Origin of the sequence: Sinorhizobium sp. B11, from assembly GCA_039725955.1 — a bacterium.
In the GTDB taxonomy this organism is placed as follows: domain Bacteria; phylum Pseudomonadota; class Alphaproteobacteria; order Rhizobiales; family Rhizobiaceae; genus Rhizobium.
Genome location: CP091033.1, coordinates 221,073 through 241,493 on the forward strand (window position 1 = coordinate 221,073; position 20,421 = coordinate 241,493).

General features: G+C 60.9%; 18 protein-coding genes and 1 riboswitch. Of the genes, 1 reads left to right on the forward strand and 17 read right to left on the reverse strand.

The features are described 5' to 3' along the window. Positions 1–16: 16 nt before the first annotated feature. From LVY75_01010 to LVY75_01030, 5 genes are all read right to left on the reverse strand, one after another. A complete protein-coding gene (locus LVY75_01010; protein XAZ20574.1) occupies positions 17–496 on the reverse strand; it encodes a GNAT family N-acetyltransferase in 480 nt (159 codons plus the stop codon). A 183-nt stretch (positions 497–679) separates the two neighbouring features. Next, a complete protein-coding gene (thiD, locus tag LVY75_01015; protein ID XAZ20575.1) occupies positions 680–1,492 on the reverse strand; it encodes a bifunctional hydroxymethylpyrimidine kinase/phosphomethylpyrimidine kinase in 813 nt (270 codons plus the stop codon). Further along, positions 1,489–2,124 (reverse strand): thiamine phosphate synthase, encoded by a 636-nt coding sequence (gene thiE, locus LVY75_01020; GenBank protein XAZ20576.1) that lies wholly within the window; start codon positions 2,122–2,124, stop codon positions 1,489–1,491. Before thiE ends, thiD begins: the two co-directional genes overlap by 4 nt. After that, positions 2,121–2,921, reverse strand: coding sequence for a hydroxyethylthiazole kinase (gene thiM, locus LVY75_01025; GenBank protein ID XAZ20577.1), 801 nt, complete (start codon positions 2,919–2,921; stop codon positions 2,121–2,123). Before thiM ends, thiE begins: the two co-directional genes overlap by 4 nt. A 51-nt stretch (positions 2,922–2,972) precedes the next feature. Continuing rightward, a riboswitch (TPP riboswitch) is annotated at positions 2,973–3,071 on the reverse strand. Positions 3,072–3,219: 148 nt separating this feature from the next. Next, the gene (locus tag LVY75_01030; protein ID XAZ20578.1) at positions 3,220–4,743 is read right to left on the reverse strand and encodes an aldehyde dehydrogenase (NADP(+)); all 1,524 of its coding nucleotides are present in this window, start codon (positions 4,741–4,743) and stop codon (positions 3,220–3,222) included. A gap of 222 nt (positions 4,744–4,965) precedes the next feature. Here LVY75_01030 and LVY75_01035 point away from each other — a divergent pair, with 222 nt between their 5' ends. Next, positions 4,966–6,843, forward strand: a complete 1,878-nt coding sequence (locus LVY75_01035) for a DUF4139 domain-containing protein (GenBank protein XAZ20579.1) — start codon at positions 4,966–4,968, stop codon at positions 6,841–6,843. Positions 6,844–6,924: 81 nt separating this feature from the next. Here LVY75_01035 and LVY75_01040 read toward each other — a convergent pair whose 3' ends face one another. The 12 genes from LVY75_01040 to LVY75_01095 all read right to left on the reverse strand — a co-directional run bounded on the left by LVY75_01040 (position 6,925) and on the right by LVY75_01095 (position 20,379). Further along, positions 6,925–7,359 (reverse strand): pyridoxamine 5'-phosphate oxidase family protein, encoded by a 435-nt coding sequence (locus LVY75_01040; protein XAZ20580.1) that lies wholly within the window; start codon positions 7,357–7,359, stop codon positions 6,925–6,927. A gap of 209 nt (positions 7,360–7,568) precedes the next feature. After that, complete coding sequence (locus tag LVY75_01045) at positions 7,569–8,033, reverse strand: hypothetical protein (GenBank protein XAZ20581.1); 465 nt, start codon at positions 8,031–8,033, stop codon at positions 7,569–7,571. Positions 8,034–8,466: 433 nt separating this feature from the next. Beyond that, positions 8,467–9,504 (reverse strand): endonuclease/exonuclease/phosphatase family protein, encoded by a 1,038-nt coding sequence (locus tag LVY75_01050; protein ID XAZ20582.1) that lies wholly within the window; start codon positions 9,502–9,504, stop codon positions 8,467–8,469. A gap of 10 nt (positions 9,505–9,514) precedes the next feature. Continuing rightward, positions 9,515–10,624, reverse strand: a complete 1,110-nt coding sequence (gene ugpC, locus LVY75_01055) for a sn-glycerol-3-phosphate ABC transporter ATP-binding protein UgpC (GenBank protein XAZ20583.1) — start codon at positions 10,622–10,624, stop codon at positions 9,515–9,517. 13 nt (positions 10,625–10,637) lie between these two features. Continuing rightward, positions 10,638–11,552, reverse strand: coding sequence for an ABC transporter permease subunit (locus LVY75_01060; protein ID XAZ20584.1), 915 nt, complete (start codon positions 11,550–11,552; stop codon positions 10,638–10,640). 10 nt (positions 11,553–11,562) lie between these two features. Further along, on the reverse strand, positions 11,563–12,447 hold the full coding sequence (locus LVY75_01065) for a sugar ABC transporter permease (protein ID XAZ20585.1): 885 nt from the start codon (positions 12,445–12,447) through the stop codon (positions 11,563–11,565). 125 nt (positions 12,448–12,572) lie between these two features. Continuing rightward, positions 12,573–13,931 carry an extracellular solute-binding protein gene (locus LVY75_01070; protein ID XAZ20586.1) on the reverse strand — a complete coding sequence of 453 codons (1,359 nt, stop codon included), beginning with the start codon at positions 13,929–13,931 and terminating at the stop codon, positions 12,573–12,575. 522 nt (positions 13,932–14,453) lie between these two features. Next, on the reverse strand, positions 14,454–15,305 hold the full coding sequence (locus LVY75_01075) for a CoA ester lyase (GenBank protein XAZ20587.1): 852 nt from the start codon (positions 15,303–15,305) through the stop codon (positions 14,454–14,456). Then, positions 15,302–15,754 carry a MaoC family dehydratase gene (locus tag LVY75_01080; GenBank protein ID XAZ20588.1) on the reverse strand — a complete coding sequence of 151 codons (453 nt, stop codon included), beginning with the start codon at positions 15,752–15,754 and terminating at the stop codon, positions 15,302–15,304. The genes LVY75_01075 and LVY75_01080 overlap by 4 nt, the downstream gene beginning before the upstream one ends. Further along, the gene (locus LVY75_01085; GenBank protein ID XAZ20589.1) at positions 15,754–17,619 is read right to left on the reverse strand and encodes an acetyl/propionyl/methylcrotonyl-CoA carboxylase subunit alpha; all 1,866 of its coding nucleotides are present in this window, start codon (positions 17,617–17,619) and stop codon (positions 15,754–15,756) included. Before LVY75_01085 ends, LVY75_01080 begins: the two co-directional genes overlap by 1 nt. Before the next feature lie 7 nt (positions 17,620–17,626). Further along, complete coding sequence (locus LVY75_01090) at positions 17,627–19,237, reverse strand: methylcrotonoyl-CoA carboxylase (GenBank protein XAZ20590.1); 1,611 nt, start codon at positions 19,235–19,237, stop codon at positions 17,627–17,629. Beyond that, the gene (locus LVY75_01095) at positions 19,234–20,379 is read right to left on the reverse strand and encodes an isovaleryl-CoA dehydrogenase (GenBank protein XAZ20591.1); all 1,146 of its coding nucleotides are present in this window, start codon (positions 20,377–20,379) and stop codon (positions 19,234–19,236) included. Before LVY75_01095 ends, LVY75_01090 begins: the two co-directional genes overlap by 4 nt. Positions 20,380–20,421: the final 42 nt, after the last annotated feature.

Consider the following 20,421-nt stretch of genomic DNA (forward strand, 5'->3'; position numbering starts at 1 on the left):
CTCCGGTATCAGATGGTCATTTCGGCTGGCTTCGCAGCATGCCTTCGTAAATGCCCTTGTCGGGGGCGTGAATTTCGACCGCGCCGGCGGTCTTGACGTAGAAATCGACGGGGCCGGCATCGCCGATGAAGGCATAGACGTGGCCCAGCGTCTTCATGGTCTGCAGGCAGGCGGAAAAGAGGGCGAGGCCAATGCCCTTGCCGCGTGCGGCCGGATCGACGCCAGTCGGGCCGAAGAAGCCGCGGGCGGTCGTGTCATAGCAGGCAAAGCCGAGCAGCTTGCCATCCTCGACGGCGATCAGGCAGGCGACAGGCTGGCGGGAAAAGGCGACGCTCACTTCGCTTGCCCAGTTCTCGCTGAAATGTTCGCGCACCCAGGTAACGACGACATGAAGTTCCGGCGGCAGGGCTGGACGGATCACGATGCCGATGGAGCCGGCCTTCTCTTTCAGTTCGGCGAGCTTCGTGGAATATAAGCTCACAAGCAGGTCCGACACCCGAATTCCTCCAATTATTCCGTTATTACGGAATGTATCCCTTTTTAATGACATAACTTTCGATATCCGAGCGGCCATGTCAACAGGCTTTTTGGCAGGCAATCCTGGTTCAACTGGGGGTAGGCAAAACAAAGCGGCCCGGTTTAACCGGGCCGCTGGGCATTATCGGGTCTGTGATCCGGCTCAGAGCCCGGCGTCTTTCCACAGGGCATGGAAATGATGAATCGGTCCATGGCCAGAGCCGACCGCCAGCTCGCCCGCGGCAGCGACTGCTTGCGCAAGATAGGTTTTCGCAGTCGAAACAGCCGCTTGCGGCGAAGCACCCTTTGCGAGCTCGGCGGCGAGTGCGCTGGAAAGTGTGCAGCCGGTCCCGTGTGTATTCTTCGTGGGGACGCGTTTCGCCTCGAACCAATGCCGGCCGGAGTCGGTTGCCAATATGTCGGGACTTTCATTGCTCTCGAGATGACCGCCCTTGACCAACACAGCGGCAGGGCCGAGCGCTCGCAGGCGCTCGGCTTGCGAGGCCATCTGCTCGCGGCTTTCGGCAACCTCTTCGTGCAGCAGCGCTGCGGCTTCCGGCAGGTTGGGGGTGAGCAGCGTCGCAAGCGGCAGCAGATGCTTCGTCAGCGCATCGACAGCCCGCGGGTCGAGGAGTGCCGCTCCGCCCTTGGCGATCATGACAGGATCGACGACGATGGGAATCCCGCGATGAGGCGCCAGCGCCTCGGCAACGGCTTCGGCAATGCCGGCATTGGCAATCATGCCGATCTTGACCGCATCGACGCGCACATCGGCAAAGACCGCCTTGATCTGCTGGGCGACGAAGAGGGGCGGGACAAGATGCACGCCCGTCACCCCTTGCGTATTCTGCGCCGTCAGGGCCGTCAGCGCCGCCATGCCATAGACGCCGCGAGCAGAGAAAGCCTTGAGATCGGCCTGGATGCCGGCGCCACCGGATGGATCGGAGCCGGCGATAGACAGGACGTTGCGGATCATCGGCGGACCTTTCGGATTTCCTCGGAGATGCGGATCGTCGCTGCCTGAGGATCCGGGGTGCCGCAGATCGCCGAGACGACAGCAAGCCCATCGGCTCCGGCCGCGAAGACGGAAGTGACATGCTCGCTCTTCAAGCCGCCGATTGCAACCGTCGGAACGGGGGCGGTTTTCACCAGTCTCGCCAACCCGTCAAAGCCGATCGGCTGCTTGTGGTCTGCCTTGGTGGGTGTCGCAAAGATTGGGCCGATGCCGGCATAGTCGACGATAGCGGGATCGATGGCCGCTGCCAGCGCTTCGCTCTCGGCTGACAGACCAAGGATCATGTCCGGGCCGATCATCGCCCGGGCGACGGCTGGCCCCATATCATCCTGGCCGATATGCAGCCCGTCGGCGCCGATCGCGATGGCTGCCTCGACGTCGTCGTTGATGACGAGCAAAGCGCCGGTATCCTTCAGGATCTCCTTCAGCGCCAGACCGGTCTCGATCATCCTTGCCGTCCCGCCATGCTTGTCACGAAGCTGCACCATCGTGGCGCCGCCGGCAACGGCAAGCCGCGCCGTCTCGACCATTCCGATATCGGCGCAGAGATCGGGATCGAGGACCAGATAGAGGGAAAGATCGAAGCGTTTCATGTGGCGTTGATCCTCACTTTTGCATCGAGCTTTGCTCCATCGAGCGCGGCGAGCTGATCGAGGAAGCGCCAGGAGAAGGAGCCGGGGCCGGCAGCATCCTTGGCCGCCTCTTCGCCGGCAACCGCGAAGGTAGAAAGTGCTGCGACAGCGGCTGCGAAAGGATCGGCGGGAATGGTGGCGGCAAAGGCGCCGGTCAGGCAGGTGAGCGAACAGCCGAGCGCAGTCACCTGCGGCATCAACGGCGAGCCGCCTTCAATGCGCAGCGCCTGCGCACCATCCGTCACGAAATCCACCACACCGGTGACGGCGACGACCGCTCCATGCCGTTCGGCAAGCAGCCGCGCGGACGCTTCTGCCTGCTCAACCGGGTCGCGGCTGTCGACGCCTTGGCCGCGGCTCTCGCCACCGGCAAGCGCGATGATTTCAGAAGCATTGCCGCGGATGATCGTCGGGCGAAGCGCCAGCAGATCGGAAACCGTCTTGCGGCGGAAGGACGTCGCATAATGGGCAACCGGATCAAGGACCCAAGGTTTGCCGCTCGCGTTTGCAGCCTTTGCCGCAGCATGCATGCCGTCGATCCACTGGGTGGAGAGCGTGCCGATATTAACGGTCAAAGCGCCGGCGATTGCGGCAAACTCTCCGGCTTCTTCGGCGGCGTGGACCATGGCAGGCGATGCACCCGCCGCAAGGACCACATTGGCGGCGATGTTCATGGCCACGTAATTGGTGATGCACTGCACGAGCGGTGGCTTCGCCCGCATCGCCGTCAACAGTGCTCCGGGTGTCTTGTTCTCCATAGTACCCCTTTCAGGCGGGGCAGGCGCGGGAACGATCATGCGATGAAGCAGATGGCGACCCGAGCGACTCCCTCCGCCGGCATTATCCGGTTCAGGTTCGAAGGGTGCTTCTCAGCCCGCTTTCGCAAACGGGCGCCCCTGTCTCTCAACAGCACTCTTTCTTGCAGAGAATGGCGTCGCTGTCATCGGCAAAATGACGATTTTGAGACTGAGGTTTTGCCAATGCGTACCACGGGCCGCCTGAGCGCCCGTGGTGCAATTTTCAGATGCCGGTTTAAGGTCCGGCTGCTCTACTCGATCAACGCAGCGGCGCTGGAAGCAGGGTGGTCGTAAAGTCCTGATACGAAACCGGACGCAGGAACCTGTAGATGGCGAGCGTCCCGACGGAGGTCGATCTGCCATCGGCCGTTGCCGGGTAGGGGCCGCCGTGCACCATGGCGGGCGATACTTCCACGCCGGTTCCGAAGCCGTTCACGAGCAGGCGTCCGGCAAGCATTTCCAGCTTTGGAACGAGGCGCTTGGCGTCCTGTTCGTCTTCGCTCGTAATGTGCAGGGCAACGGTCAGCTGGCCTTCGAGGCCGTCGAGGACGCGCTCGAGTTCGGCGAGATCACGGCAGCGCACGATAAGGCCGGCTGCTCCGAAGACCTCGTCCTGCAGCTCGTGATGCGCAAGGAATGCTGCAGCCGTCGTCTCGAAGAGAGCGGCCGTGCCTTCGAATTCGCTGCCGGGCTTGCCATTGGCAACGAGCCTGACTTCGGGATGTTTTTCCAGCCGGGCAACGCCATCGCAGAACGCCTTGGCGATGGAACCTGTCAGCATCGTCTGGGCGCCGACATCGGGCAGAAGCTCCCGCGCCTTGGCAATGAAAGTGTCCAGGCCTTCGCTGTCGACGGCGAGAATGAGGCCGGGATTGGTGCAGAACTGCCCGGCACCGAGGACAAGCGAGCCTACGAAAGCCGTTGCGATCTCCGCCGCGCGGGTTTTCAGCGCGTTGGGGAAGAAGATGACCGGGTTGATGCTGCTCATTTCGGCATAGACCGGGATCGGCTGCTTGCGCTCGGAAGAGATCTTCATCAGCGCAGTGCCGCCGCGGCGCGAGCCCGTGAAGCCGACGGCGCGGATTCTGGCATCGGCCACCAGTTTCTGACCGACTTCGAAGCCGGTATCGAAGAGGAGCGCAAACGTGCCGGCATGCAGACCAGCCTTGGCAACGGCGCGCTGAACGGCGCGGCCGACCAGTTCCGATGTGCCCGGGTGAGCGGAATGCGCCTTGACGACGACCGGGCATCCCGCTGCGAGCGCAGATGCCGTGTCACCGCCGGCGACGGAGAAGGCGAGCGGAAAGTTCGATGCGCCGAAAACCGCGACGGGCCCCAGGGGAACGTTACGCAGGCGCAGGTCAGGCTTCGGAACCGGCTTGCGGGAGGGATCCGCGCCGTCGAAGCGAAGCTCCTGGAAGCGGCCTTCGCGCACCTCTTTCGCAAATAGTCGAAGCTGTCCCATCGTGCGAGCGCGCTCGCCCTCGAGACGTCCACGCGGAAGTCCGGTTTCCGCCATTGCCCGCACGATCAGCTCGTCGCCGATGGCCTCGATCTCGCTGGCGATGGTTTCAAGAAAGGCAGCCCGTGTTTCGAGATCGGTTTCCCGGTAGGAAGCGAAGGCCTCCCATGCAAGCCTGGTCGCCTCTTCGACGTCTTCGGCGGAGGCGCCACCGAAAGAGACGGGCAGCGCCGTCCCCGTGGCTGCTTCGACACCGTAGAGCTCGCCGCGCGTGCCGCGCTTCTCCGATCCCGCGACGAGCAGGCTTCCATTGATAGTCATGACGGATTTCCTTTCAAACAGATTCGAGCGACGTATATAGGCGTTCGTCTTCTCAATTTCACGACATCTTTCCCGATATCGCATCGAAGATGGAGATCTCCGGCAGAGACTTGGTCGCGTCTCGACAAGGGCTGGGCGCGAGCTTGCGGAAAAGCAATCGTATGCCGAAATGCCGCCCCTTTTTTACGCTCATTCTCGCTCGGGATTAATCGAGGGGGCTCCATGAAATACGCATCCGTTGTCTGTGCGGCACTTACCGCAGTACTGCTCTCCACAACCGCATTTGCACAAACCGGGACGATCAAGTCGATCCGGCTGTCGTCAGGCGGCGTTGCCGAATATGTGCGCAATCTTGATGTCGGAGAGGACGGCAATGCTGTCATCGACGTGCCGACCGATCAGATGGATGACTTTCTCAAGACCCTCGTCGTATCGGGGCCCGCGCCCGTAAAGGGCCTTTCGACCACCGGCCCAGACATGGTGGACGAAACATTCAAGGTGCTCCCGATCAAGCCGCAGGATCTGGATTCGGCGGCGGGTGTGTTACGGTCTCTCAGAGGAGCGCCTGTCTCTGCGAACGGAGTGAAGGGCCGCATCGTCGGAGTAGAGCCTGCGAGCGAGAAGCAACGCGCACGGCTGATCGTGATGCTGGACAGCGGTGCCTTTGACGTTGCCGAGATCGGTGGCGCTATGGCCTACAAGCTCGACGATCCCAAAGACGCCGAGATGATTTCCCGAGCCGCAGAACTGTTGTCGAGTGACGGCGTGCAGGGAAGCCGGGCCGTCACCATCGCGCTCGAAGGCAAGGCGTCGGCGGCCGTAGATATCTCCTATGTCGTGGCAGCCCCGCTCTGGAAGCCGTCCTACAGGATCATTGTTGACGCCAAGGGCAAAGCGCGGTTGCAAGCCTGGGCAGTCCTTGAGAATGCGTCCGGCGAGGATTGGCACGGGGTTTCCATTTCTCTGACGTCCGGCAAGCCCGTGACGCTTCGCCAGAGACTGTATGCCAGAGCATGGCCATCACGCCCGGAAGTGGATTTCGCCTATCTGGACCTTGGAGGCGCCAAACGTAGCAAGTTTGGAGGCGCGCTGGCGAACAAGCCGCTGGCCGAGGCTCCTGCTCCAGTTGAGGCTGCTCCAGCCGCTACCATCGGTGCGACTGCCGACGAGGGCGACGTGGTCGCAAACTTCGATCTTCCCGGCGTATACGACCTGAAGAACGGTGAGACGATTTCCGTGCCGATCTTGGATCGCGAGATCAAGGCAGAGTTCGTCGCTCTCTATCGCGATGGTGCGCAACATCCGGATGCAGCCCTCGTGCTCACCAACGACACGGGGACTTCGCTACCGCCGGCGGTGGCGGCAGTCTATGACGACAAAGGGCGTTATGTCGGCGACGCACGCATAGGCAATGTGAAGCCGGGCGGCGTGGAAAAGGCGACGTTTGCCGCCGATCAGAAGATCGAGCAGGAAGTGGCAAGCGCCATATCCAGTTCTTTTCGAACTGTCATCGTAAAGGACGGTTATCTCGAGGCCACACTGGAGCGACGGCTGCGAAAGACCTTCTCCGTCTGGGGCGCTGATGCCGACAGGACGTTTGTCGCGGAAGACCCGGGCATGGCAGGATGGGAACTGGTTAAGTCCGGAGGCGTGGAAGAGACACCGCAAGGTGCGCGGGCAACTATGATCGTCCCCGCGGGCAAGAAGGTTTCGACGACCATCGAATGGCGCATGGCCGAGAGCGAGACGCAGGCGATTGCCGATATCGATGACACTGTGATCCTGCAATGGCTCGATGAAGGGCCGTCTCCGGAAATCGCCTCGAAACTTCAGGGCCTTGTGACGGCAAGGAAGGCACAAAAGGAAGCGGAGAGGGACCTGGCTACGGTCATGCAGGCAATTGAAGACGCAACGTCAGAATCCTCACGGATTTCAGGCTTGCTTTCCTCTGTCGGCGACACACCGCTCAAGCAGCAGTTCCTTCAGGATCTGACGGAACAGGAGAAGTCGATCAAGGCATTGCGGGCGCAACGGGACGAGGCGCGAGATCGGCTTGAAAAGCTTCGCAAGGAGCTCGGGGAAGCAATAGCTCGTCTCTAGCTTGGCTGAGGACGAGTTGGGCGCCAATTCCTGCTGCCGCCGACGGCACTATCGGCGTCGGTGAAGCATCGCTTGCGGATCTCAGACCTCGACTTTGCCGTTTTCTTCACCGTCCCAATATTGGATCGAACGTGCCGCAACCTTGATCAAGGCAAGCCCAGGCGTCTGGGTGCCCTCGGGAAACCATCGTTCCAGTCCCTTGACCCAGTGTTGCTCGAATTCCGAGACGTCCTCAATGAGCGAAGCGTTACCATCGATCGCGATGAATATGCCCGGTTTGCCAAGCAGATGCGGTGGCGCAGTGAAGGTCAGCTGCACCGCGTTGTCTTTCCGAATGTCGGATATCTTGCGCGTATCCGCATAGGAAAAGAACCAGGAATCTCCGTCATATTCGACGTCGCCATTGTTGCTCATCGGCCGAGTGCTGATCCGGTTCGAGGCTCCACGTGTCGAAAACATGCAGAAATCCAGCTTCTTCAGATGCTTCGACAGCTCTTCTTTTGTCATTGATGCCATGGTGGTTCTCCAATCCAGGTGAAAACAACCGGCGATGATCGAAGTTCCATGGAATATGCGGCCCGCTTGAACGCCTGATGCCATGGGTCTGTACGGCGCCTCTGGCGCCGATACACCGAGTAAGACAGCGGATTCATCGGATCCAGGAAAACTAAGCTTGCTCGCGGAGGCGAGGCCTTGGAGCCAGCATCGCGAAATACTCGCCTTACTTAATCGGGCTGCACAGGCCTGATCGTATCAACCGAGATTTCGCCTTCAATCACGCCTCGTACGACATCCGTGCGATTCCGATCGATCTCGACGACTGTGTAAAGCTTGTCGTCGCGAAATGCGCTCGCATGTGTCGTGGTGACATCGTCAGCGGGCGCCGCGTCGACCTCCATGAAGTCGAGCTCGCGCCCGGCCGCCACGATCCGGGCATCACCCGCCGTTCTCGCTGCGACCACCACGACGCCGTGGCCCGGCGAATTTTCCCATCTCGGATCATCTGCCGCCGCGGTCGGTTCAAGTCGATAGATACCAAGGGGCTCGCCTGCCGGGAGGGTTGAACTTTCCGCCGCCGCGTCCGCGATCTGCGCCTTGCTTTCGACCGAACGCCCAAACGTGTTCGGATTTGTGGCGTTGTTGATCTCGTCGTTTCCTGTTCGTGACACGTTAGACATGTCGTCCTCCATCCGTTGCGAACATAACGATGGTGCGATCCGACTGTTCCTCGATTTACGAAAGGAACTTGTGCCGTCACGAGTTTCTCATTTCATGATCGACCGACAGGCGGACCAATTTGCAAAAACTGGCGGCTGTAGGTTTCACCAGGAGAGTGATTTGTTTCGGGGGCTCATCGGGCCTGCGTGGGCTCCGATGCGATGAGCTGTTCAGCTGGGCGAGTATGGGATGGCTGCGGATCCGCAATGCACAGCCATCCCATTTGAGCAAGCGCTCCCTCGTCGAACGCTTGCAGCCGGCCCCCGCCAGTCACCGAAATGTTAGCAACGCCTAAAGCGTCCCCGCTAGTGCGTGAATGCAACACTTCATGAAAGGTTTCCGGCGAAGTGACGGCGGACCACCGTCACCATTGATCGGCTAGTGGACTCTTTCGCCTCCGGCGGCTCAGAGCGCGGAAAAATGCGCCTTGATCAGTTCGTGATCGGAGATCGCTGCTCCGTCTGCGTCGACGGCAGCAACAGTCACGGCGTCGCTTGCCGAAAGGCCGCGGGTAAACAGCCAGTCGAGGCGAGCAAAAGGAGGCTGTGGCGTTCCGTCGGGGCGCGTGCGCTGTGTGACCGTGAAGTCGTTGGCAGTCTCCCAATTGTAGCCGGCCTCCGCGAGGAGACCGAAAAGCGGTTCGTGCGCTTCGGGTTCACGCGACCCCTCGGGAAGGATATTGGTGTTGAAATCGCCACCCAAAACCACGGGTAAGCCATCGGCGAGCTTTTCAACGGCGGCGATCAGCCTCTTTGTCTGCATTGCCCGATCCGCAATGTCGGTCTTGCTTTCCAGATGCACGCTGACTGCAATGATCGGCCCGAATGCGGTTTCGATTTTGGCCGCGATTGCCATGCGGCCACCGATCCGACCCTGCCCGTCCTTTGCATCCGTCCACCACGTGCCACAGTCATCGAGATGGATCAATGCCGCATCAAGCAACGGCAAACGGGAGAGCAGCGCATTGCCGTGAAACCCGACGGCATTCGTCTCGCCCTTATGCCATTCGCGCTCACGGGAATCGCCGAGACCAAGTTCCACGAACTCCACGCCAAAAGCATAGGACATGCCGAGATCGCGGGCGAGGTCGGCAACAGTGTGCCGGTTGCCGGCGCGCGCCATGCCGAGATCAGCCTCCGTGAGCAACAGGATATCGGCGACGCTCTGGCGGACGAGTTCCACCGAAGGCGCATGATATTTCAGCCGTTCGGCGTTCCAAGCGGCGACGACGAGACCGTTTCCGATGCTGGCTTCGCTGGCAGTCCGTACGACTTCGATCGTCGAAAGCGCCGGCAGGGTCGCTGCAAGCCGGTCATGCTCGGCCTGTGTCAGTTCGGCAGAACGCGCCTCATCGAAGAACGTGGCTGGGGGTACGGCAAGCGCCTCTACGGCGGCCGCAACCAGGTTGCGGTCGCCGCTGGCGAGATCAAGAAAGCTCATCATCTGCATCAGCTCAGGCGTTAACGGTCACGGCGTTGCTTCTTGCCGGCGCGACGAGCACTTTGCCGGTCTCAGCCGAGTAGAGATGGATCGAATCCTGATCGATCGCAATGCCGATCCGATCGCCGGTCTTCAGCGAGACCGAACCGGTCATGGCGACAGCAAAGGGCAGGCCATCGAAATCGGCATGGACAATCCGGCTGGCGCCCAGTTCTTCGATGAAGTCGGCGGTCGCAACGAGTGCACCCGGCGCATCCGGGGAGACGAGGCGAGCGGCTTCGGCGCGCACGCCGAGAACAACGCGCTGGCCGGCAAGCTGCTTGCCGCGCTCAGCGGGAAGCGTCACGGTGCGGCCTTCGTCATAAATGAACACGCCTGTTTCGTTGACGCGGCCTTCCAGCAGGTTCATTGCCGGCGTGCCGACGAAGCCGGCAACGAAGCGGCTTGCGGGATAGTGATAGACCTCTTCCGGCGTGCCGACCTGTTCGACATTGCCGGCATTCATGACGATGATGCGGTCGGCAAGTGTCATGGCCTCGTTCTGGTCGTGTGTCACGAAGATCGAGGTTGCGCCGAGGCGGCGATGCAGGCGGCGGATTTCCGCACGCATGGCGATACGCAGCTTGGCATCGAGGTTCGACAGCGGCTCGTCGAAAAGAAAGACCTTCGGCTCGCGGATCATGGCGCGGCCCATGGCGACGCGCTGGCGCTGACCGCCCGAGAGAGCGGCCGGGCGGCGCTCGAGGAAGGGCTCGAGGCTGAGCGCCTTGGCAACGTCGGCGATCCGGCGGTCACGCTCGGCCTTCGGTACGCCGGCGACCTTGAGTGCATAACCGATGTTTTCGGCAACGCTCATGTGCGGGTAAAGCGCGTAGTTCTGGAAGACCATCGCGCAGCCGCGTTCACGCGGCTCGAGCTGGTTGACGACGCGGCCGTCAATGGCGATTTCGCCGCCGGTGATTTCTTCCAGGCCGGCGACCATGCGCAGCAGCGTGGACTTGCCGCAGCCGGACGGGCCGAGGATGACGATGAATTCGCCCGACTGGATTTCGAGATCGACGCCATGAACGACGGCGTGCTTGCCATAGTTCTTTTTCACGCCACGGATGGAGATCGGTGCCAAGGTTCTGTTCCTTTCACTTCTCGGTGGAGATAAGGCCGCGCACGAACCAACGCTGCATCAGGATGACGAGGATCAGCGGCGGCGACATGATGATCAATGTTCCGGCCATCGCGACGTTCCAGTCGGGCAGGCCGAATTCGGAGGGAATGAGCGTCTTGAGCTGGGTCACGGCGATGCCGAACTTCGGGTCGGTCGTGATCAGGAGCGGCCAGAGATACTGGTTCCAGGCCCAGACGAACATGATGGTGAAGAGCGCGATCATGTTCGGGCGCGACAGCGGTAGCAACACGTCCCAGAAGAAGCGGACCGGACCGGAGCCGTCCATCTTCGATGCCTCCGCAAGCTCGTCCGGCACCGTCAGGTAGAACTGGCGGTAGAGGAAGGTGCCGGTTGCGGTGGCGACCATCGGCAGCACGAGGCCCGGATAGGAGTTCAGCAGACCCCATTCGAGCTTGATCTGGATGCCGGTGACCTGGGCGACCAGCCAGCTGATGCCGGTTACATCGAGGATCGTCTGGAACGGCTGGAGCGCGTTGGCGGCGATCGAATAGGTCGGCACGATACGCACTTCGAGCGGCAGCATCAGCGTGATGAAGATGATCCAGAAGATCAGATGGCGGCCGGGGAAGCGGAAATACACGATCGAGAAAGCTGCCATCGCGGAAAGGATGACCTTGCCGGCGCCGACGGTGGCAGCAAAGATGACGCTGTGGAAAAGCTTGTTGCCGAGATCGGCGCGCACCCAAGCGGTCTGCACGTTCTCCCAGAAATGGCTGCTCGGAACCAGCGGCAGCGGCACCCGGTTGACGGTTTCCAGATCAAGCGTCGATGCGACGATGACGATCAGGAAGGGCAGAAGGGCGATCACCATGCCCAATGCCAGCAGCGTGTAGCAGATAAAATTGAAGATTGGCGTGCGTTCGATCATGTTCGCGACCTCACTTGTAATGCACGCGCCGCTCGATGAAGCGGAACTGGACGATGGTAAGGAGCATGACGAGACCCATCAGGATCATGGACTGAGCTGCGGCACCTGAATAATCGAGGCCCTTGAAGCCGTCGAAAAAGATCTTGTAGACCATGAGTTCGGTGGCACGCGCCGGACCACCCTGGGTCATCACGTCGACGATACCGAAGGAATCCTGGAAGCTTTCGGTGATGTTGATGACCAGAAGGAAGAACAGCGTCGGGGTGAGGAGCGGCAGCTGGATATCCCAGATCCGGCGCATCGGTCCGGAACCGTCCATGGCGGCAGCTTCGATCAGCGAGCGTGGAATGCCCTGAAGCGCCGATAGGAAGAATATGAAGTTGTAGCCGATATATTTCCAAGAAAAGGCGACGATGACGGCGATCATCGCATCCTTGCCGTCGAAGGCAGGGTTCCAGAGGCCGGGCCAGACGTGGTTGATGACCGACAGGAGGCCGGCTTCCGGTGCCAGGATGAAGCGGAAGGCAAGGCCGAGAGCGGGAGCGGCAATCGCATAGGGCCAGATGAAGACCGAGCGATAGATCTTGTGGCCGCGCAGTTCACGATCGGTCAGAAGCGCCAGTATGAGCGCCAGGCCCATGGCGATGGCGGTCGAGGCGAAGCCGAAGATCATGCTGCGGGTGATGGAGTCCCAATAGACCGGGTCCGAAAGCAGCTGCTTGAAATTGTCGAAACCGACCCAGGCATTGCCGCCGCCCCATGGCTGCTCGAGCGTGAACGCCCAATACAGCGCCTGCGCACTCGGCCAGTAGAAGAAGACGAAGATCAGCAACAGCATCGGAAATACGAAGAGAATGCCGGTCGTCGTCGAGGAGAAAGTGACGCGCTTTTCCATGAGTGGTCGTTTTCGCACTGGTTGGGTTCTGGCGCGGACGGCGATCTTGCTGCCGCAGCCGGTAGGATTTACAAAGACGCACCCGGCGCGCCAGAAGCGGGCCGGGTGCGTCTCATATCAGTCGATTAGGGGAGCTGAACGCCCTTGTAGGTCTGCTGGAAGCGACGCAGCAGCTGGTTGCCGCGGTCGGCAGCAGAGTCGAGCGAAGCCTGTACGTCGGCGTTGTTGACGAAGATTGCCTGCAGGCCGTTCGCGATTTCGGTACGGACCTGGAGCAGGCCACCGAGACGGATGCCCTTGGCAGCCGTGTCGCCAGCCGGCGAAGCGGTCAGGCTCTGAATGGCAAGTTCGCGACCGGCATAAGGAGCCTTGTCGTAGAAGCCCTGCTTCTTCAGGTACTCGAAGCCCGAGTTACGAACCGGGATGTAGCCGGTAACGGTCGACCAGGTGAGGGCTTCTTCCGGCTTTGCGATAAAGTTGAAGAAGGAAGCGGCAGCCTTGTATTCGGCGTCCGAATGACCCTTCAGAACCCAGAGCGAAGCACCGCCAACGTAGGAGCTGTGACGGCTTGCATCGCCATAGGTCGGGAGCATGGAAACGCCCCAGTTCATGCCCTGCTTGGCGGTACGGCCGATGTTGCCATGGTCGCCAACGGAGGTCAGGATAACCTGGCAATCGCCAGCAGCGAAAGCTTCAACGAAGGTCTGGCCAACGGCCTTGTTCTTGATGACAGCTTCCTTGGCGTCGTACCAGCCCTTCAGGTCCTTGACGAAATTGACGAGCATCGGGTTCTTGTTGAACACCAGCTCGCCGTCGAGGCCTTCAAAGCCGTTCTTCTTCGTAGCAATCGGTTCGCCGTTGACGGCTTCGAACTGCTCGATGAACTGCCAGACTTCGTTATTGGAGATGTCAAAGCCGAGCGGGCAAGCATAGCCTGCATCCTTCAGAGCCTTGAAGTCTTCGCCAGCTTCCTTCCAGGTAGCGGGAGCATGGTCCTTGCCGATCTTGGCGAAGGCGTCCTTGTTCCAGTACAGCAGAGCCGTCGAGGAGTTAAAGGGGAACGAGTACATCTCGCCCTTCGACGTTGCATAGTAGCCGGCGATGCCGGAGAAGTAGTCGTTCCAGTCAACATTGTAGCCCATGTCCTTCATGAGCTTGTTGGCCGGGTAGTAGGCGCCCGAAAGCATGATGTCGAGCGTGCCGGCATCCGAAACCTGAGCGATGGTCGGCTGCTTGCCGGCGCGGAAAGCGGCGATCGTGTTCTGCAGCGAGGCGTCGTAAGAGCCCTGGCTGGTGCAGACGACTTCGAAGTCGTTCTGCGACTTGTTGAAACGGTCGCACTGTTCCTGAACGCGCGTAGCGATATCGCCAGAGTTGCCGAACCAGAAGTCGATCTTGGTCTTTTCGGCAGCAGCGGCGGGACCAGCAGCAACGAAAGCTGAAGCGAGTAGGGCGCCTACGGCGCCGAGAAGCTTGGCTTGCATGAGAACCCTCGAAAAATAGGACGCGCCCCCTCTTGAGCGCACGCCCTATTAACTGGTTCAATTTGCGGTAACCAATGAAGTTTCTATGACATGAATAGAGTAGAAAGTTTCTGTCACAAAATATTCATGTCCGAATTTTGTGAACTGCTCATCGAACATCGATGCCTTTCGTTTGTCGATTTCGCCGAAGTGATTGTCTATATTTCATTTATATATGAAATATAGCGCAAGAATCGAAAGCTCACTTGTCTATTCAATTCTATTGGCGGTAATTATTATTAGGCCGTTATCAAAAATGGCGAGAAAGCTTAACCGGAAACAACCTGCTATCAGGAGGATTCGACCTCGGAAATAGCTTTGCACAGCTGTGCGTTGAGCTATAAAAATACGACGTTTAATATTCTATTTGCGACTTCCGGAGCATTTTGCCTATTTATTGGGCGCTTCCATCGCCGGCCAACCACGTTTCCAAGTCCCGGTGGCTGAAGGTTTCTCGCCGCCCTCGACCGGATTGCGGCCCAGTTATCCGTCATTGGATAGCTTTCCGGCCTCTAGAATGCGTTTTGCGAGTTTCAGATGCGGCAGGTCGAGCATGCGCCCGTCGATCTGGATGACGCCGGTGTCCGGCGAGGAAGCGAAGGCGGCTACGACTTTTTCCGCCCAACTGATCTCAGATGCGTCCGGCGTGAAGGCCCGGTTGATCGGTTCGACCTGGCTTGGATGGATCGCCATCATTCCCGAGAAACCGTCGCGCCGGGCGCGGGCAGCATAGGTCGCAAGACCGCTGAGATCACGGAAATCGGGATAGACGGTTTCGATGGCGGGAACCGCGGCGGCGTGCGCGCCAAACAGCACCAGAGAGCGGGCGAGCTCATAGGGGGCGGTGTAGCGTCCATCTGCCTCGCGGGCGGTAACAGCGCCGATTGCGGCCGGCAGATCTTCCGCGCCCCAGGTCAGCCCGCAGAGATGAGAGGTGACGTCCCGGTAACTGCCGATCTCGAAAATGGCAGCCGGCGTTTCAGTCGCGATCGGCAGGATAGACACCGCGGATGATGACAGGTGGCTTGCGAGCTGGCGCACCGAAGCTGCGCCTTCAGCCTTCGGCAACATGATCGCGAAGGGGCTGATCTCAGCGAGTGCAGCCAGATCGTCTTGGCAGGCAGACGTTGCAAGGGGGTTGATGCGGATCACAAGCGTCGCATTGGCCGCTCGGCGCGTGACGAAGTCGTGCACGGCGTCTCGCGCCCGCGGCTTGTTCTGCGCGGAGACGGAATCTTCCAGATCGAGGATGACGGCATCGGCGCCTGATGCGAGCGCCTTGTCGAAACGCTCCGGCCTGTCGCCGGGCACGAAAAGCAGCGAGCGCAGCCTCATGACGGCTTCACCTGCAGCATGGCCGTCCGCAGGCACTGGCAAACGATCTCGTTTCGCTGATTCAGCGTAATATGCTTGAACGTGACAATCCCGGCATCGGGCCGGGAATTGGAGCGCCGGAGCTCCGTCACCTCCGTTTCCACCCGAAGCGTGTCACCGATGAACACCGGCCTCGGCATCGTCACCTTGTCGTAGCCGAGATTGGCGACCAGCGTGCCGAGCGTCGTGTCGCCGACCGAGAGGCCAACGGTGAGCGCGAAGGTGAAGGTGCCATTGACGACGATGCGGCCGAATTCAGTCCCCGCCGCATAATCTGCGTCGAGATGGAGCGGCTGCGGATTATGGGAGAGCGTGGTGAAGAGCAGGTTGTCGGTTTCCGTGACGGTGCGGTGGATCTCGTGGGCGATCCGGTCGCCGACCATCCATTCGTCGAAGTAGCGGCCGGCCATCAGTGCTCTTCCTTCATGACGCTGGCGATGAGCTGGTTTTCCGAGACCCGCGTGCCCACGGAGACCGGCAGTTTGCCGACCATGCCGTCAAAGGGCGCACGCAGCGTATGTTCCATCTTCATCGCCTCCACCGTCAGCAGCCTGTCGCCCTTGGCAACGCGATCGCCTTCCGCGACATCGACGGAAATGACGAGACCCGGCATCGGCGAAAGGATCGCGCCATCGCCGGCTCCCTGATGCGCTTCGACTTCGCTGGCGACGGGAAGGCCGATCGGCCAGGCATTGCCGCCATCGAAGAGAACGACGGTATCGCCGAACCTGACGGCATTGGTTTCGAGGCCGGAGCGGACGTGCCCCCAATAGAGATGGTCGCCGACGCGGACGCGCGCGCGGCTATCGCCTGTGCTCGCAACACGCAGGCCGGCGAGGGCTGACCAGGGATCGGTGGCTTCTTTCGCTGCCAATGCCGTCGCTGCCCCGTCGATCGTCGTCTCGTCGGGCTCCTTCGGCAGCAGGGTTTCACCGTGACGGTCGAGAAAGCCCGTATCGATCTTTGCCGCTTGGAAATCCGCGTCGATGGCGACGCGCGCGAGCAGACCGGCATTGGATTTTACCGGCCAGATTTCGATGCTTTCGCAGGCCCTGGTGAGTCTCGCGAGGGCTGCGTCACGATTTGGGCCGTGGGCGATGATCTTGGCAATCATCGGATCGTAGAAGGCGGTGATTTCGTTACCCTCCTCGACGCCGCTGTCGACGCGGACATTTTTAGGCAAGCGCAGATGATCGAGATGGCCGATCGAGGGCAGGTAGCCGGCAGCAGGGTTTTCGGCGTAAAGGCGAGCCTCGAAGGCCCAGCCGTTCATCAGGATATAGTCTTGTCCCTTCGGCAGCGGCTCGCCGGCGGCGACCTTCAGTTGCCAGAGCACCAGATCCTCGCCGGTGATGGCTTCGGTGACAGGGTGCTCCACCTGCAGCCTCGTGTTCATCTCCATGAACCAGATGCGATCCGGGCGCAGGCCCCCCGAGGCATCGGCAATGAATTCGATGGTCCCGGCACCCATGTAATTTACCGCCTTCGCCGCCTTGACCGCTGCTTCGCAAATTGAGGCTCGGGTTCCGGCGTCGAGGCCCGGGGCGGGTGCCTCCTCAATCACTTTCTGGTGCCTGCGTTGAAGCGAGCAGTCACGTTCGAAGAGATGGACGCAATTGCCGAAGCGATCTGCAAAGACCTGTACCTCGATATGGCGCGGATTGGCGATATAGCGCTCGATCAGCACGCGGTCGTCACCGAAGGACGAGGCAGCCTCGCGGCGGCAGGAGGCAAGCAGTTCTGCGAAATCTTCCGGTCGGTCGACCCGGCGCATGCCCTTGCCGCCGCCGCCGGCGACGGCTTTGATAAGCACCGGATACCCTGTTGCCATAGCTTCTGCGGCGAGCCGCTCGTCGCTCTGGTCAGCGCCCATATAGCCTGGTGTGACGGGCACGCCGGCGGCCTGCATCAGCTGTTTCGCGGCATCCTTGAGACCCATGGCACGAATTGCGGCGGGTGGGGCACCGACCCAGATGATGCCGGCATTCTCGACGGCTTCGGCGAATTCGGCATTTTCCGACAGGAAGCCGTAGCCGGGATGGATTGCGGCCGCACCTGTTCTGCGGGCGGCCTCCAGTATCCGCTCCTGTGAAAGATAGCTCTCACGAGCGGGCGCGGGGCCGATGGCAATAGCCTCGTCCGCTTCTGTCACGAAGGGCAGGTTGGCATCCGCCTCTGAATAAACGGCAATTGTGCGGATGCCGAGAGCCTTTGCCGTACGGATGATCCGGCGGGCGATCTCGCCCCTGTTGGCTATGAGCAGGCTTTCCATCATCGCCACCTCACATCCGAAAGAGGCCGAAACGCGGCCCTTTGGGGATAGGTGCATTCAGGCAGGCGGAAAAGGCAAGGCCAAGCACATCGCGCGTCTGGCGCGGATCGATGATGCCGTCGTCCCAGAGACGTGCGGTGGCGTAATAGGGATTGCCCTCGGCCTCGTAGCCGGCGCGGATCGGCGCCTTGAAGGCTTCTTCATCTTCGACTGGCCATGTCTCCCCGCGTGCTTCCATCGCATCACGGCGGATGGTGGCAAGTACGGAAGCCGCCTGCTCGCCGCCCATCACGCTGATGCGGCTGTTCGGCCAGGTAAAAAGGAAGCGTGGGCGATAGGCTCGGCCGCACATGCCGTAATTGCCAGCCCCGAAACTGCCGCCGATGATGACGGTGACCTTGGGCACCGTGGCTGTGGCAACTGCGGTGACGAGCTTCGCCCCATCCTTCGCGATGCCGCCCGCCTCATAACGTCCGCCGACCATGAAACCTGATATGTTCTGCAAAAACAGCAGCGGCACGCGGCGCTGGCAGGCAAGCTCGATGAAATGTGCGCCCTTCAGCGCGCTCTCGGAAAACAGCACGCCATTGTTGGCGATGACGGCGACCGGCAGGCCCCAGATACGGGCAAAACCGCAGATGAGCGTCGTGCCATAGAGCGGCTTGAACTCATGGAACTCGGACCCATCGACGACCCGGCCGATGACCTCGCGCACGTCATAGGGCGAGCGGACGTCCTCGGGGATGATGCCGCTGAGATCTTCGGGATCGAGCTTGGGTGGGCGAGGGGCCTGAATGTCGATATCGACCGATTTCACGCTGTTGAGACTGGCGACGATATCGCGCACGAGAAGCAGCGCATGCTCGTCGTTTTCGGCGACATGATCGACGACGCCGGAGCGGCGGCCATGGGTCTCGGCGCCGCCGAGCTCCTCGGCCGAAATGATCTCGCCGGTCGCGGCTTTCACCAATGGCGGGCCGGCAAGGAAGATCGTGCCCTGGTTGCGCACGATGACCGTCTCATCGGACATGGCTGGCACATAGGCGCCGCCGGCCGTGCAGCTTCCCATCACGCAGGCAATCTGCGGAATGCCTTCCGCCGACATTTGCGCCTGATTGTAGAAAATCGCCCCGAAATGATCGCGGTCGGGAAAGACCTCGGCCTGATGCGGAAGATTGGCGCCGCCACTGTCGACAAGATAGATGCAGGGCAGCCGGTTCTGCATCGCGATTTCCTGCGCTCGCAGATGTTTCTTCACCGTCATCGGAAAATAGGCGCCGCCCTTCACCGTCGCATCATTGGCGACGATCATGACCTCGCGGCCGGAGACGCGGCCTATCCCGGTGATGATGCCGGCACCCGGGGCTTCATCGCCATACATGCCGTTTGCCGTCAGTGTGCCGATCTCCAGGAACGGGCTGCCGCCGTCGAGCAGCAGCTGGATGCGGTCGCGCGGCAGTAGCTTGCCCTTGCTCGCGTGGCGTTCGCGGGCCGCTTGTGAGCCGCCCTCGCGGGTCTTGGCCGAGCGATCGTAGAGTTCGGCGATCAGTCCCCTGTTCTTGATGCTGTTGGCTTTGAAGGTTTCGCTGTCCCGATCGATCGCTGAGGAAATCACCGTCATGATGTGATGAGCTCCCGACCGATCAGATAGCGTCGAATCTCGTTGGTCCCTGCACCGATATCGTAAAGCTTGGCATCGCGCAGAAAGCGCTCGACCGGCCACTCCTTGGTATACCCGGCGCCGCCAAGCGCCTGGATTGCCTCCAGCGAGACCTTTACAGCATTTTCGCTGGCAAAGAGGATGGCGGCTGCCGCATCCGCGCGTGTCGTGCGGCCGGCATCACAGGCACGAGCGACGGAATAGACATAGGCGCGAGACGAATTCAGCGCGACATACATATCGGCGATCTTGCCCTGCATGAGTTGGAAGTCACCGATTGCCTTGCCGAACTGTTTGCGCTCCCGCACATAGGGCAGCACCACGTCGAGACAGGCCTGCATGATGCCAAGCGGACCGGCAGCAAGCACGGCACGCTCATAATCGAGGCCTGACATCAGGATCTTCACACCGTCGCCTTCTCGACCCATCAGAGCCTCCGCGGGCACTTCGCAATCCTGAAAGACAAGCTCTGCCGTATCGCTGCCGCGCATGCCGAGTTTGGAAAGCTTTTTCGAAACGCTGAAGCCGGGCAGACCCTTCTCGATGATGAATGCCGAAATTCCCTTCGGTCCGGCGGTCGGATCGGTCTTCGCGTAGACGACAAGTACGTCGGCATGAGGTGCATTGGTGATCCAGAACTTGGTCCCGTTAAGGAGGTAGCGATCACCCTTGCGCTCGGCCCTGAGCCGCATGGAAACGACGTCCGAACCGGAACCGGCTTCGGACATGGCAAGCGAGCCCACATGCTCGCCCGAAATCAGCTTTGGCAGATGGCGGTGCTTCTGCTCCGATGCCGCCCAGCGGCGGATCTGGTTGATACAGAGATTGGAATGAGCGCCGTAACTCAGCCCCACGGAGGCCGATGCACGCGATACTTCCTCCATGGCAACGACATGCTCGAGGTAACCGAGACCAGCACCGCCGAACTCCTCCTCGACAGTGATGCCATGCAGACCGAGCTCCCCCATCTTCGGCCAGAGCTGGCGGGGAAACGTGTTGCTTTCGTCGATCTCCGTGGCGAGCGGAGCAATATTGTCAGCGGCAAAGCGCGCCGTCGCGTCACGGATTGCATCCGCGGTTTCGCCCAACGAAAAATCAAACATGGCATTCCTCCCACTAAAATATGTAGCGCGGGTTGCGGCCGG

What these genes read in the sequence shown, in the direction of transcription:
- thiD (XAZ20575.1), bottom strand. Translation starts at nt 1,492, where the DNA reads ATGATCCGCAACGTCCTGTCTATCGCCGGCTCCGATCCATCCGGTGGC.
- thiE (XAZ20576.1), bottom strand. Translation starts at nt 2,124, where the DNA reads ATGAAACGCTTCGATCTTTCCCTCTATCTGGTCCTCGATCCCGATCTC.
- thiM (XAZ20577.1), bottom strand. Translation starts at nt 2,921, where the DNA reads ATGGAGAACAAGACACCCGGAGCACTGTTGACGGCGATGCGGGCGAAG.
- LVY75_01030 (XAZ20578.1), bottom strand. Translation starts at nt 4,743, where the DNA reads ATGACTATCAATGGAAGCCTGCTCGTCGCGGGATCGGAGAAGCGCGGC.
- LVY75_01035 (XAZ20579.1), top strand. Translation starts at nt 4,966, where the DNA reads ATGAAATACGCATCCGTTGTCTGTGCGGCACTTACCGCAGTACTGCTC.
- LVY75_01040 (XAZ20580.1), bottom strand. Translation starts at nt 7,359, where the DNA reads ATGGCATCAATGACAAAAGAAGAGCTGTCGAAGCATCTGAAGAAGCTG.
- LVY75_01045 (XAZ20581.1), bottom strand. Translation starts at nt 8,033, where the DNA reads ATGGAGGACGACATGTCTAACGTGTCACGAACAGGAAACGACGAGATC.
- LVY75_01050 (XAZ20582.1), bottom strand. Translation starts at nt 9,504, where the DNA reads ATGATGAGCTTTCTTGATCTCGCCAGCGGCGACCGCAACCTGGTTGCG.
- LVY75_01060 (XAZ20584.1), bottom strand. Translation starts at nt 11,552, where the DNA reads ATGATCGAACGCACGCCAATCTTCAATTTTATCTGCTACACGCTGCTG.
- LVY75_01065 (XAZ20585.1), bottom strand. Translation starts at nt 12,447, where the DNA reads ATGGAAAAGCGCGTCACTTTCTCCTCGACGACGACCGGCATTCTCTTC.
- LVY75_01070 (XAZ20586.1), bottom strand. Translation starts at nt 13,931, where the DNA reads ATGCAAGCCAAGCTTCTCGGCGCCGTAGGCGCCCTACTCGCTTCAGCT.
- LVY75_01075 (XAZ20587.1), bottom strand. Translation starts at nt 15,305, where the DNA reads ATGAGGCTGCGCTCGCTGCTTTTCGTGCCCGGCGACAGGCCGGAGCGT.
- LVY75_01080 (XAZ20588.1), bottom strand. Translation starts at nt 15,754, where the DNA reads ATGGCCGGCCGCTACTTCGACGAATGGATGGTCGGCGACCGGATCGCC.
- LVY75_01085 (XAZ20589.1), bottom strand. Translation starts at nt 17,619, where the DNA reads ATGATGGAAAGCCTGCTCATAGCCAACAGGGGCGAGATCGCCCGCCGG.
- LVY75_01090 (XAZ20590.1), bottom strand. Translation starts at nt 19,237, where the DNA reads ATGACGGTGATTTCCTCAGCGATCGATCGGGACAGCGAAACCTTCAAA.
- LVY75_01095 (XAZ20591.1), bottom strand. Translation starts at nt 20,379, where the DNA reads ATGTTTGATTTTTCGTTGGGCGAAACCGCGGATGCAATCCGTGACGCG.